This window comes from Nocardia concava NBRC 100430 (assembly GCF_000308815.1).
GTDB classification, from domain to species: domain Bacteria; phylum Actinomycetota; class Actinomycetes; order Mycobacteriales; family Mycobacteriaceae; genus Nocardia; species Nocardia concava.
In genome coordinates this window covers 1-12,670 of sequence record NZ_BAFX01000109.1, presented here as the reverse complement: position 1 = coordinate 12,670, position 12,670 = coordinate 1, and the positions used below count along the sequence as shown (strand labels likewise).

General features: G+C 66.7%; 11 protein-coding genes, 1 tRNA gene and 1 pseudogene. 6 read left to right on the top strand and 7 right to left on the bottom strand.

Annotation, left to right across the window (positions count from 1 at the left end; translation table 11 throughout):
• Positions 1-310: 310 nt before the first annotated feature.
• Positions 311-3,304: a UPF0182 family protein gene (locus tag ON43_RS26280; RefSeq protein WP_040811704.1), complete on the top strand. Its 2,994-nt coding sequence runs from the start codon at positions 311-313 to the stop codon at positions 3,302-3,304.
• A gap of 209 nt (positions 3,305-3,513) precedes the next feature.
• Positions 3,514-4,371, top strand: a complete 858-nt coding sequence (locus tag ON43_RS26275; protein ID WP_040811703.1) for an SDR family oxidoreductase — start codon at positions 3,514-3,516, stop codon at positions 4,369-4,371.
• Between the two features lie 90 nt (positions 4,372-4,461).
• Here ON43_RS26275 and ON43_RS26270 read toward each other — a convergent pair whose 3' ends face one another.
• A complete protein-coding gene (locus ON43_RS26270) occupies positions 4,462-4,998 on the bottom strand; it encodes a transglycosylase family protein (protein ID WP_040811702.1) in 537 nt (178 codons plus the stop codon).
• 537 nt (positions 4,999-5,535) lie between these two features.
• Between ON43_RS26270 and ON43_RS26265 the strand changes: the two genes are divergently transcribed.
• Both ON43_RS26265 and ON43_RS26260 read left to right on the top strand, forming a co-directional pair.
• Positions 5,536-5,609: transfer RNA gene (locus ON43_RS26265), tRNA-Met, on the top strand.
• A 146-nt stretch (positions 5,610-5,755) separates the two neighbouring features.
• The gene (locus ON43_RS26260; protein ID WP_040811701.1) at positions 5,756-6,982 is read left to right on the top strand and encodes a cytochrome P450; all 1,227 of its coding nucleotides are present in this window, start codon (positions 5,756-5,758) and stop codon (positions 6,980-6,982) included.
• On the opposite strand, the gene ON43_RS26255 is transcribed toward ON43_RS26260, so the two are convergent.
• Positions 6,969-7,535, bottom strand: a complete 567-nt coding sequence (locus ON43_RS26255; RefSeq protein ID WP_245568756.1) for a TetR/AcrR family transcriptional regulator — start codon at positions 7,533-7,535, stop codon at positions 6,969-6,971. The genes ON43_RS26260 and ON43_RS26255 overlap by 14 nt on opposite strands.
• A 71-nt stretch (positions 7,536-7,606) precedes the next feature.
• Here ON43_RS26255 and ON43_RS26250 point away from each other — a divergent pair, with 71 nt between their 5' ends.
• Positions 7,607-8,230 carry a nitroreductase/quinone reductase family protein gene (locus ON43_RS26250; RefSeq protein WP_051179244.1) on the top strand — a complete coding sequence of 208 codons (624 nt, stop codon included), beginning with the start codon at positions 7,607-7,609 and terminating at the stop codon, positions 8,228-8,230.
• Between the two features lie 51 nt (positions 8,231-8,281).
• Here the strand turns inward: ON43_RS26250 and ON43_RS26245 are convergent, their stop codons facing one another.
• The 5 genes and pseudogenes from ON43_RS26245 to ON43_RS47060 all read right to left on the bottom strand — a co-directional run.
• The gene (locus tag ON43_RS26245; protein WP_040811699.1) at positions 8,282-9,163 is read right to left on the bottom strand and encodes an aldo/keto reductase; all 882 of its coding nucleotides are present in this window, start codon (positions 9,161-9,163) and stop codon (positions 8,282-8,284) included.
• Positions 9,160-10,011: an oxidoreductase gene (locus ON43_RS26240; protein ID WP_040811698.1), complete on the bottom strand. Its 852-nt coding sequence runs from the start codon at positions 10,009-10,011 to the stop codon at positions 9,160-9,162. The genes ON43_RS26245 and ON43_RS26240 overlap by 4 nt, the downstream gene beginning before the upstream one ends.
• Before the next feature lie 87 nt (positions 10,012-10,098).
• Positions 10,099-10,857, bottom strand: a complete 759-nt coding sequence (locus tag ON43_RS26235; protein ID WP_040811697.1) for an SDR family NAD(P)-dependent oxidoreductase — start codon at positions 10,855-10,857, stop codon at positions 10,099-10,101.
• A gap of 22 nt (positions 10,858-10,879) precedes the next feature.
• Complete coding sequence (locus tag ON43_RS26230) at positions 10,880-11,473, bottom strand: SDR family oxidoreductase (protein WP_306304983.1); 594 nt, start codon at positions 11,471-11,473, stop codon at positions 10,880-10,882.
• Between the two features lie 82 nt (positions 11,474-11,555).
• Positions 11,556-11,615, bottom strand: a pseudogene (locus ON43_RS47060) (hypothetical protein); the annotation flags it as partial.
• A gap of 152 nt (positions 11,616-11,767) precedes the next feature.
• Here ON43_RS47060 and ON43_RS26225 point away from each other — a divergent pair.
• The gene (locus ON43_RS26225; protein WP_245568754.1) at positions 11,768-12,574 is read left to right on the top strand and encodes a helix-turn-helix transcriptional regulator; all 807 of its coding nucleotides are present in this window, start codon (positions 11,768-11,770) and stop codon (positions 12,572-12,574) included.
• Positions 12,575-12,670: the final 96 nt, after the last annotated feature.

Here is a 12,670-nt window from a genome sequence, read left to right as displayed (position 1 = left end):
GCATCGCCGCGCGGCCGTCCGGAGCGCGGGTCGAGGGGTTGCGCCTTGAGCGAAAGCCCCGTCGGTGGCGGCGGATCGACACCCTTGCCCACCAGCGTGATCAGGCCGTTCCTTCCGCACGGCGGCGACCGTGCGGCATGCCCGACATGTCCGGATGCAGACTGCCCGGCAGGTGTCGGGCCGCCGGACGGGCGTTTTACGTAGAGTGGGGCGCGAACGGTCCCCCGGGACCAACTCGAATCATCGGACTGCGGCGCTCCGGACCGGCATATCGGCCCGGCGCGCCGCCGGACCCTGGGAGAGTGGCATCGTGGGCATGCGCCCCCCGACCGGCTTACCTTCGCTGTCCCGACGCAGCCGCATACTGCTCGTCACGGCACTGGTGCTGGCCGCACTGTTACTGGTCGGGCCCCGGCTCACCGACGCCTACACGAACTGGTTGTGGTTCGGGGAGGTGGGATTCCGCAAAGTCTTCACCACCGTCCTGATCACCCGGATCCTGTTGTTCCTGGTGGTCACCATCGTGGTGGCGCTGATCATCTGGGCGGCGTTGCTGCTGGCCTACCGGTCGCGGCCGGTATTCGTGCCCGCCAGCGGCCCAGGCGACCCGATCGCCCGCTATCGCACCACGGTGATGAGCCGGCTCAAGCTGTTCGGCATCGGCATCCCGGTGCTGATCGGCGCGCTGTCGGGCCTGGTCGCGCAGTCGAGCTGGGTGACGGTGCAGCTGTTCCTGCACGGCGGCTCGTTCGGGCAGCAGGATCCGCAGTTCCATCTGGACATCGGCTTCTACGCCTTCGACCTGCCGTTCTACCGCATGGTGCTGAACTGGCTGTTCGTCGCCGTGGTGATCGCGTTCTTCGCGAACCTGGTGGCGCACTACGTGTTCGGCGGCCTGCGGCTGTCCGGCCGCGAGGGCGCGCTGAGCAGCTCGGCGCGCGTGCAGCTGGCGGTGATCGCCGGAATCTTCGTGCTGCTCAAGGCCGTCGCGTACTGGTTCGACCGCTACGCGCTGCTGTCGAGCAGCCGCAAGGAGCCGACCTTCACCGGCGGTTCGTACACCGATATCAACGCGGTGCTGCCGGCCAAGCTGATCCTGCTGTCCATCGCGGTCATCTGCGCCATCGCCTTCTTCGCCGGAGTCGTGCTGCGCGACTTGCGGATTCCGGCCATGGCGGCGGCGCTGCTGGTGCTGTCCTCGGTGCTGGTGGGCGCGGTGTGGCCGCTGCTGGTGGAGCAGTTCTCGGTGAAGCCGAACGCCACCACCAAGGAGCGCTCCTACATCGAGCGCAATATCGCGGCCACCCGTGACGCGTACGGGCTCACCCCGGACAAGGTCCAGTACGTCGATTACAAGGGCGTGGCGTCCAACGATCAGATCAGTTCCGCCCAGGACCAGCAGACCATCAAGAACATCCGGCTGCTGGACCCGAACCTGCTGACCCAGACCTTCATTCAGCGCAACCTGCAGCTGCAGAACTTCTACGGCTTCCCGGACCCGCTGGACATCGACCGCTACACCATCTGCGGCGAAAAGGGCGACTACATCGTGGCCGCGCGCGAGCTGCAGCCGCAGAACCTGTCCGAGAACCAGACCAACTGGCTCAACAAGCACACCGTGTACACCCACGGCAACGGCTTCATCGCCTCGCCGGCCAACAAGGTGAACGCGGCCCCGCCCAAGGAATCCGCACAGGCCCAGCAGACCGTGGGCAGCGATTCCGGCGGCGGCTACGGCTACCCGGTCTTCGACGTCTGCGACGGCAAGAAGACGGTGAGCGATATCGACACGCCGAAGGACAAGCAGGCCATCCCGGTCGACCAGCCGCGCATCTACTTCGGCGAGCTGATCTCCAAGAGCGATGCCGACTACGCCATCGTCGGCGCCAACGGCCAGCCCGCCAAGGAGTACGACACCCCCAACGCCAACTCCACCTACGGCGGCAGCGGCGGCGTGCCGATCGGAAACTGGTTCAACCGCTTGGCCTTCGCGGCCAAGTACGCCGAGCGCAACATCCTGTTCTCCAGCGCCATCGGACCGGATTCGAAGATCATCTTCAACCGCAATCCGCACGATCGCGTCACCCAGGTCGCGCCGTGGCTGACCGCCGACGGCGATGTCTACCCGGCGGTGGTGAACGGCCGCATCGTCTGGATCGTGGACGGCTACACCACCCTCGACAACTACCCGTACGCGCAGCGGACTCCGCTGGACGGTGCGGTCGAGGACAGCATCGACCAGACCACGGGGCGTCTACTACCCCGCAAGGAGGTCTCCTACATCCGGAACTCGGTGAAGGCCACCGTCGACGCGTACGACGGCACCGTCAGCCTCTACGAGGTGGACAAGACCGACCCGGTGCTCAAGGCGTGGGAGGGCGTGTTCCCCGGCACGGTCAAGCCGGAGAGCTCGATCCCGGACGAGCTGCGCAAGCACTTCCGTTATCCCGAGGACCTTTTCAAGGTGCAGCGCGAGATGCTCGCCAAGTACCACGTGGACGATCCGACGGAGTTCTTCAACGGCAACGCCTTCTGGTCGGTGCCCAATGATCCGACCCAGGAGGGTGCGGCCAGCACCGCGCACCAGCCGCCGTACTACGTGCTGCTCGGCGACCCGAAGGCCCCGAAGGAGCCGCCGCAGTTCACGCTGACCAGTGCGATGGTGGGCTACAAGCGGCAGTACATGTCGGCCTACATCCAGGCGCACTCCGATCCCGAGAACTACGGCAAGATCACCGTTTTGAAGCTGCCGCCCGATACGCAGACCTCGGGCCCGGGCCAGACACAGACGTCCATGACGACGGCCGATCAAGTGTCGCGGGACCGGAACCTGTTGACCGGCGGCAATGTCAACAAGATCAAGTACGGCAATCTGCTGACCCTGCCGATCGGTGACGGCGGCATCCTGTACGTCGAACCCTGGTATCTGGAACGCAATACCGGCGGACCCAACGCGCCGTCCTTCCCGCAGCTGGTGAAGGTGCTGGCCAGCTACCGCGACAAGGTCGGCTACGGGGCCACCCTCAAGGAGGCGCTGGACCAGGTGCTGCCCGCGGCCAGCAGTGCCGCGACCGATCAGCCGGGACAGGTGGTCACCCCGCCGACCCAGGGCGCGACGCCGCCGACCACCCCGGTGGCGCCTCCGGCCACCGGCTCGGCCGGTAAGGACGCGGCGGTCAAGCAGCTCGACGACGCCTTGAAGGGGGTCCAGGACGCGCAGAAGTCCGGCGACCTGGGCGCGCTCGGCCGGGCGCTGGAGCAGCTGCAGACCGCGGTGAACAACTACCAGAAGGCGGGCGGATAGCCTTTCCGTGAGCCTGAAAGGCGCTGTCATCCCTTGGGTGACAGCGCCTTTCGCGTATTCAGGGCAATTCGATGGCGGAAATCCCGCAATGTAGCCGCTGATCATGGAGGCTTCGAGCGAAATTGCGGCGGTTGATGGTCATGTTTCCGCGTGGATTGCACCATCGAGGGGCGGGAATCGCCCGCTGTACCTCGATGAATGGAGCAATCATGTATCTCGTGACCGGAGCCACCGGCACCGTCGGCCGGGCCGTGATCGACCGGCTGCTGGCCGCGGGCCTGCCGGTGCGGGCGCTCACCCGCCGCCCCGAGTCGGCCGATCTGCCCGCGGCCGTCGAGGTGGTGCGCGCCGATCTCGGTGACCCCGCCACCTTGCCCGCCGCCCTGGCCGGTGTCCGCCGCGTCTTCCTCTCGACCGCGGGGCCCGAGATCCCAACGCACGACGCCAATCTCGCGACCGCTGCCGCCGCCGCGGGCGTCGAGCACATCGTGAAGCTGTCCTCCGGTCGCGCCGGTGACGAGGCCGCCACCGATCCGATCCCGTCCTGGCATCGCGCGGGCGAGGACGCGGTCCGCGCGAGCGGGCTCGACTGGACCATGGTGCGCCCCATGGGATTCATGTCCAATGCCCTGCACTGGGCCCGGTCGATCCGTGAATCGTCAACCGTCCGTGCGCCTTTCGGTCACGGTCGGATCGCGGTCATCGATCCCGACGATATCGCCGCGGTCTCGGTCGCCGCGCTCACCGAGCCCGGCCACGCCGGTCAGGTCTACACGCTGACCGGTCCCCGGGCCCTCTCGCCGGGCGAGCAGGCCGCCATCCTGTCCGGAATCCTCGGCCGCCCAGTGCGTTTCGAGGAGATCTCCCCGGAGGCCGCCCGGGCGGACCTGCTGCGCTTCGGCGTCGACCCCGAGATGGCTTCGGCCATCATGGCTCTGCGCGCCACGGCCCTGGAGTCCTTCACCTCGGTCGTGCATCCGACGGTCGCCGCCGTCACGGGCCGGTCACCGCGAACCTTCCAGGAATGGGCTCGCGAAAACAAGGAGCAATTTACTGCCGCATATTAATAGTTATTGCCCGCAATTAGCGAAAGGTGCTGTCATCGTCATTGATGACAGCACCTTTCCATTACTTCCGATAAGGGAAGGAGTTTTGGGCTATTTGCCCCACGATTCGATGAGAGCGGCGTTCGCCTGCATGACCTGGTTGTACTGATCCTGCACGCCGAACTGCTCGGCGAGACCGCCGGCGACGCCCTTGGCCTGCTCGATGAGGACCTGGCGGTCGGTCGGGGCGGGGGCCGGCGCGGGAGCGGCGGGCTCCGGGGCGGCCTCGGGCTCGGGCTCGGAAACGCCCGTACGCAGGTACTGGCCGCACACCGGCCAAGCGCCGACACCCTGGGTGGCCAGCACGTTCTCGGCCACGCGGATCTGCTCGGCCTTGCTGGCATTGGCGGCGTTGCCGGAGCCGCCGTTCGCGGCCCAGGTGCTCTGCGTGAACTGCAGTCCGCCGTAGTAGCCGTTGCCGGTGTTGATACCCCAGTTGCCGCCGCTCTCACACTGGGCGACGCCGTCCCAGTCGTGGGCGGGGGCGGCCGAAGCGGTTGCGGTGAAGCCGAACGGGACGGCAACAAGTGCGCCGGTGACGGCGGCGAGGCCGAGGGCGCGAGTGTTGATCTTCCGGTTCTGTTTCATGGTGTATTCCCTCCCTGCGCTGCCCCGACCCGACGCATTTGCTGCGTCGTGTCCCTGTCCCCAGGAGGCTTGGGTGCCCGACCGCGGGACAGGGTTTCCGGAGTGCAGCGGTCGGGGTCGGTGCCCGTCTCAGGTTTGATCCGGGCCGGAACTGACGATAACGAGTAAATCTCGGCAGATCACGTCTTGATAACTCCAGAATTGCATGAAGCGAATGATGCCGAAAACGGCGTTGATGCAGGTTGGCTATGCTGTAAATGCCAATCCCGATCGGTCTGTTATCTACCCGTGATGTGACTCGACTCACAGTGAAATGGTGATGTGAGTCACGTTTTCCGGCCATTCCGACGGCCATACGTGCGCGCGAGCCTTTCAAACGGAGGATTTTCAACCTGATCACTCCGCTTAGTGGGTGCCCGTCCGGCTCGCCTCGCTGTGCCAGCCCCGGGTCCGCTACCGCCCAAAGATCGCAAAAATGCGCCTTGACCAGACGATTTGGCGCTACTGCCAGCCCGTGTGTAATGTTGTGTTCACCGACGCGGGGTGGAGCAGCTCGGTAGCTCGCTGGGCTCATAACCCAGAGGTCGCAGGTTCAAATCCTGTCCCCGCTACTAAAGCGGAAGGCCCGGAACCATCAGGTTCCGGGCCTTTCTCGTATCGGTAGCCAGGCCGGTTCCACTGGCTGGAACCGGGGGCGGATTCGCGGGGCGCGACGGTGCTTGGGTGGCCGGACAGACCGCGAGCCTCAGGAGCGACCATGCCGCGTCCATCGATCCCGGCCGGATTCGATTTCACCGATCCGGAACTCTGGGCGACCCGCAGTCCCGTCGAGGAGTTCGCCGAGCTGCGCCGCAACGCGCCGGTCTGGTGGAACGCGCAGACGCCCGCACAGGCGGCGCCGTTCGGGGACAAGGGCTTCTGGGTGGTGAGCCGGCACGAGGACATCCGGGAGGTGTCGCGGCAGCCGGAGCTGTTCTCCTCCAGCCGGAACGGGTCGATCATCCGCATGCCCTCGGACACCACGCCGGAGCAGTTGGAGCTCAACGGCGCGTCGCTGGTGAACATGGATCCGCCCAAGCACACCCGCACCCGGCGCATCGTGTCGAAGGGGTTCACGCCGCGCGCGGTCGAGGGGTTGCGCGCGGCGTTGACCGAACGCGCCGAGCGAATCGTCCACGAGGCCAGGAAGACCGGCGGCGGCGATTTCGTCCAGCAGGTGGCCTGTGAGCTACCGCTGCAGGCGATCGCCGAACTGCTCGGTGTCCCGCAGGCCGATCGCCACCGCCTGTTCGACTGGTCGAATCAGATGCTCAGCTACGACGATCCGGAGTACGGCGATCCGCTGGTGGCCTCCGCCGAGATCCTCGGCTACGCCTGGAACATGGCCGAGCAGCGGCGCGCCTGTCCCGCCGATGACATCGTCAGCCGGTTGGTCACCGCTGACATCGACGGGGAGGCGCTGGGCTCCGACGAATTCGGGTTCTTCGTCATCCTGCTGACCGTCGCGGGCAACGAGACCACGCGCAATGCCATCTCCCACGGTATGAAGGCCTTCGTCGATCACCCCGAGCAGTGGGAGTTGTTCCGCGACAAGCGGCCCCGCACCGCGCCCGACGAGATCGTGCGCTGGGCGACGCCCGTCACCGCGTTCCAGCGCACCGCCACCCGGGACACCGAACTGGCCGGGCAGCCGATCGCCGCGGGTGATCGCGTCGGAATGTTCTACAGCTCGGCCAATTTCGACGAGGCCGCCTTCGCCGACCCGTTCACCTTCGATATCCTCCGCGACCCCAACCCGCACCTGGGCTTCGGCGGCACCGGCACCCACTACTGCGTGGGCGCGAATCTCGCCCGGCTGGAAATCGACCTGATGTTCAATGCCATCGCCGATGTCATGCCGAATCTGCGCCAGCTGGCCGAGCCGCAGCGCCTGCGCTCCGGCTGGATCAACGGCATCAAGCACTGGCAGGTCAGCTTCGAGTGAGGAGCGCGCGCACCTGTAATGAGAGGGCGGCGGTCAGGTCGTCGGGGGAGTAGATCCCGGCGCTGACCGCGTCGAGGGCGAGGCCGTCGACCGCCGCGAGCAGTAGAGCGGCTCGTGTCGCCGGGTTCGGGAGATTCGCGGCGGTCAGTTGCTCCTCCAGTTCGTGGCGAATCTCGGTCAGGGTGCGGCGCTGGATCTCGGCGAGGGTGCCGCTGGTCGCCGCGCGGGCGGCGAACGAGACCATGACCCGCGCTTCGTGCTCGCGCACGGCGTCGAGCGGAAGTAGTTGGGACAGTGCCGTGATCAGTCGGTCGGCCAGCGGGGCGCCCGGGTCGATATCGCCCATGCGGGCGCGCACGCGGGCGGTGAGCTGTTCGAACGCGAAGGCGTAGAGCTCGTCCTTGGTGGTGAAGTGATGCTGCACCGCGCCGATGGACACCTCGGCGGCGGACGCGACCTCACGAATGCTCGCGGCGTCCAGCCCTTTCGCGCCCGCGATGGCGAACACCGCGTCCGTGAGCTGCTCCCGGCTCGTCGATCCGTATTTCCGCACATCGACAACCATACACTCGTATGGAACAATACGTTCGTATGGAATTGCTTCGAAAAGTACGCTCGCACGCCGTGATCACCGGGTCGGTGGGCCTGACCGCCCTGGCCTGGATCACCTGGAAGATCGACCCCACGGCCTCCTCCTCTCCGCTGGTCCCCCTGCTGGAGTCGGCCGTGCTCCTGATCAACATCCCGCTCACCATCCTGTGGCCGCACCGAAAACGGGCCGTGGTGACGGTCTTTCAGCGCTACCTGCTCAATCCCGTTGTGCGCCTGCTCTTCCGGAGCGGCTTCGTCCCGTTCGGATACGCGCTCGTGGAAACGGTGGGCCGCCGCACCGGGCGGCGATACCGCACACCGGTCGGCAATGGCCTGGAGGGCGACGCCTTCTGGATCATCGCCGAACACGGCTACCGCGCCGGATACGTCCGCAACCTGATCGCCGAGCCCGCCGTACGCGTAAAGCTCCGACAGGGTTGGCGTTTCGTCTGGCGGGACGGATGGGCGACAGTCCTGCCGAACGAGGATCCCCTGGAAAGACAACGGCGACTTGTCCGTTGGCACCCACTGCGCATGCTCAACGCAATCGTCGTCCGCGCACTCGGCGCAGACCTGCTCGTCATCCGCATCGACCTGACACCGCGAGAGTCAGCGGGTGAGCCGGATCAGGCTGCCTGCATCGAGCGGTCCGCCTGACCGCCCTCGACGCGTCCACCCACACCGTGATGAGGGCGGCGCGTCATGTCCTCAATGTTCTTCGGGGACAAGGGCGGTGATGGCAGCGACCTCGGCCGGAGAGAGTTCGATTGCCGCGGCACCGAGATTCTCCTCGAGGTGCTCAATGCTGGTCGTACCGGGGATGGGCAGCACCTGTCCGCCCCGGTGCAGTTGCCAGGCGAGGGCGATCTGCCGGGGTGTGGCACGGTATTGCGCGGCAATGGGATCGATCACGCGGTGCAAGGGCTCGCCCGCCTCGCCTCCGGGGATAGCGCCGGGATGCCAGGGCGAGAACACGATGCCCGACTGCTGCGCGAGCTGCCGGACGGCGCTGCCGAGACGCTCGGCGACGTTGTAATGCACTGTGACAGCGGCGATGTCGGTGATGTCGAGCGCCGTCCGCAGCTGGTCCGCACTGACATTGGAGAGTCCGATGTGGCGGATGAGCCCGTCCTCGCGCATCCGCACGAGGGTTGCGATGATGTCCTCGAAGGGGGCATCGGTCATCGTCGGTGTGTGCAGGTAGTACAGGTCGATGTGGTCCAGTCCGAGCCTGCGGGCACTCATGTGGGCCGCTTGCCGCAGGTAGTACCGGTTCCCGACCGCGCCCATATCGCTGTATTCCGGTCCACCGCGGACGAAGCCGCCCTTGGTGGCGATCACCAGATCGTCCGGATATGGATGCAGGGCATCACGAATGAGTTCCTCGTTCGAGTGGGGCCCGTAGACGTCGGCCGTGTCGATGAAGGTCACGCCCTTCTCGACGACGGTGCGCAGCAGCGCGATTCCGCGTTCTCGGTCGGGGTATTCGCCCCAGACCTTGGGCCCGGTCAACTGCATGGCGCCGTATCCGATGCGGCCGACGGTCAAATCGCCGCCGATGGTGATGGTTTCGGTTGCCGCGGTGGTCATTTCGCGTCCTCCTCGGGTTGAAAGTCGGTTCGTTTGCTCAGGTAGGCCCATTTCCGATCGGACGCCGATTGCCGTTCGAGGATGTCGGCCGCGCGTTCGAGCGCATAGCTGCCGAGCAGCAGTCGAAGCGGCGGGTCGGCGAGTCCGACGAGTTCGACGATGACCTCGGCGGCGCGGTCGGGGTCGCCGTCCTCGTGGCCGTGGTTGTCACGCAGCCGCCTGATCATCGCCCCGACCGTCGGTTCGTAATCGGGGTCCAGAGCGTGCGCGGTGCGCATCGACGGGCCTGCCCAGTCGGTGCGGAAGCCGCCGGGTTCGATGATGGTGACCTTGATGCCCAGCGGCGCGACCTCCGCCGCGAGCACCTCGGAAAATCCGCCGACCGCGAACTTGGACAGCTGGTACGCGCCGAGCGCGGGTGAGCCCTGCCGCCCGCCGATCGACGAGAATTGGATGATGTGCCCGGCGCGCTGGCGATGCAGCACGGGCAGCGCGGCGCGCGTGACGTTGACGACGCCCCACAGGTTGGTTTCCACCTGGGCACGCAGATCGTCCTCGGTGATGTGCTCGATCGAGTCGAGATTGGCGTAACCGGCGTTGTTGACGACCACATCGAGACGCCCGAACCGCTCCACCGCCGTGGCGACGGCAAGCCGGGCCTGCTCGGGTCGGGTCACGTCGAGGGTGAAGGGCAGTACCCGATCGCCGAATTCCTCGGCGAGATCGCTGAGGGCCACAGGATTTCGCGCGGACGAGACCAGATTGTCGCCCGCGGCGAGGACGGCCCGCGCGAGACTGCGGCCGAACCCGCGCGAGCTTCCGGTGATCAACCAAGTCCTGGGGTTCATGGTTGGCATGTCGTATCTCCTTGTACTGGAAAGGGACTCGGCCCCGTGGCGTTCCGGCCACGGGGCGGTCCGCTGCTGAGCGCCTGTTCAGGGCACCGTGTATCCGCCGTCGACGGGGATGGTCGCGCCGGTGATGAAGCTGGTTTTTCCGGAACTGAGCCAGACGACGGCGTCGGCGATCTCCTCCGCGGTCGCGATTCGCCCGAGCGGATGCGAGGCGATGATCGACTTCATCGGTTCGGTGTTCGGGTCCTGGGTGGCGATCATGGGGGTTTCGACCAACCCGGGTGCGACCGCGTTGACGCGAATTCCATAGGGCGCGGCCTCGAGTGCGGTGCTCTTGGTCATGGCGATCGTGGCCGCCTTGGTGGCGGTGTAGCCGGAGAAGCCCGCCACTCCGACCAGGCCGGCGCCGGAGGCCATGTTCACGATCGCGCCGGATCGCTGTGAAACCATCTGCTGGAGTTCGTATTTCATGGCGAGGAAGACGCCCCGGAGGTTGGTGGCGATCATGCGATCGAGCAGGTCGGCCGAGTACTCCCAGGTCAGCTGATACTCGCCGTCATACCCGGCATTGTTCAACGCGATGTCCAAATGGCCGATACCCGAGACCGCGGCCTCGACGGCCCGTTTCAACTGCGCCTCCTCGGTCACGTCGGCCACCACGAATCGCGCTGTGCCGCCTGCTGATTCGATCTGCCGGACCGTCTCTTTCAGGCTCGCCTCGGTGCGGCCCGCGACCGTCACGATCGCCCCTTCGGCCGCCAATGCCAATGCGCTGGCCCGCCCGATGCCGCTGCCGCCGCCGGTGACGAGTGCCGACTTTCCATCGAATTGCCATGTCATTTCTCTTGTCCTTCCGGTGTTTTCAGCCCTGGAGCGAGGCGGTCGAGCGGACGATGATCTCGTTGACGTCCACGCCTTCGGGCTGGCCGATGGCGTAGTCGATGGCCGCGGCGATCGCGGAGGCGTCGAGACCGGCTCCGGCGAGTGCGTCTCGGACCGCGGCCTGCAGTTCGGGAGTGCCGCCGGAGTGGGTGAGTTCGGTGCGGGTGAGTCCGGGGTTGACGAGCGTGACCCGGATGTCGGCGGTCTCCTGGCGCAATCCTTCGGAGATGGCGCGCACCGCGTACTTGGTCGCGGAATAGACCACGCCGGTCGGATCCACCCGGTCGGCGGCGGTGGATGCGATATTCACGATGTGCCCGGACCGGCGCTCGCGCATCGACGGCAGCACCGCCGCGATGCCGTGCAGCACACCGCGCAGGTTGACGTCGATCATCTGATTCCAGTCGTCGACCCGCAGGTCTTCGACCATGGACAGCGGCATGACGCCGGCGTTGTTGACCAGGACGTCGACCCGTCCGTGGCGGGCGAGTACGTCGGTGACGACCGCTCGCACATTCTCCAGGTCGGTCACGTCGAGCCGCGCGTACTCCGCGTCGTGTCCGGCTTCCTTCAGCTCGGTGACGAGCTGAGCCAGGCGGTCCGTGCGCCGCGCCCCCCAGGACGACGTGGTGGCCGGCGGCGGCCAGCTTGCGGGCCGTGGCCTCGCCGATACCGCTGGATGCTCCGGTCACCAAGATGATCTTGGATTCGTTCATTTGTCTGCGACCTCCGTCAGTGGTGAGTGGGACCCTTTGAGCACACCACTGACGCAAAATCCCAGGCAGACTACGGTTTTCCCCGGGGGAGGACGTACCGGGGGTACGGATGTACCCCCTCTGTGTCCCGGGTGCCGTTAGCCTGGGCAATCGTGATCGAAACCGATCTTCGAGAGTTCCTGCGGTCGCGGCGGGCGCGGATAAGCCCGGAGGCGGCCGGGTTGCCCCCGCATCCCGGTGTTCGCCGGGTGCCGGGTCTGCGTCGCGAGGAAGTCGCCCAGCTGGCCGGGGTCAGCGTCGATTACTACGTACAGCTCGAGCGCGGCCGCAACACCCATGTCTCGGCGGCGGTGCTCGATGCGGTGGCCCGCGCTCTGCAACTCGACGACACCGAACGCGATCACCTGTTCGCCTTGGCAAAACCCTCAGGCCCGCAGCCACTTCCGAACGTTCAGCAGGTACGCCCGGGCCTGGCGCGGGTCCTGGACAACATCACCGCGATCCCCGCGATGGTTCTCGGACACCGCCTCGACGTGCTGGCGATGAACCGCCTGGCCCGCACCTTCTACCCCGGCTTCGACGACGTCGCGGCCGGTGAGTGGAACATGGCCCGCTTCATGTTCCTCGACCCCGCCGCCCGCGATCTCTACCTCGACTGGGCCGAGACCGCACGCGAGAACATCGGCATGCTGCATCTCTACGCCGGTCGTAACCCCCGCGATCCACGGCTCGCCGCACTGGTCGGCGAACTGTCCGACGATCCGGATTTCCGCCGCTGGTGGCCTCGGCAGGACGTCTACCGACCGACCTTCGGCGTCAAGCGCTACCGCCACCCGATCGCCGGGGAACTCAGCCTCGGCTTCGAAGCCTTCACACCCAGCGGCGATCTCGACCAGACCCTCGGCCTCTACACCGTGGAGCCCGGATCCCCGTCCGAGAAGATCCTGCGGACACTCTGATAAGCGGCCCCGACATCGAATTGCTCTGCCCGCCTGCGGTATACGGCTCGCTACAGGCGCAGGCGGGCGACGACTGCCCGGTGGTCGGTGCCGGGC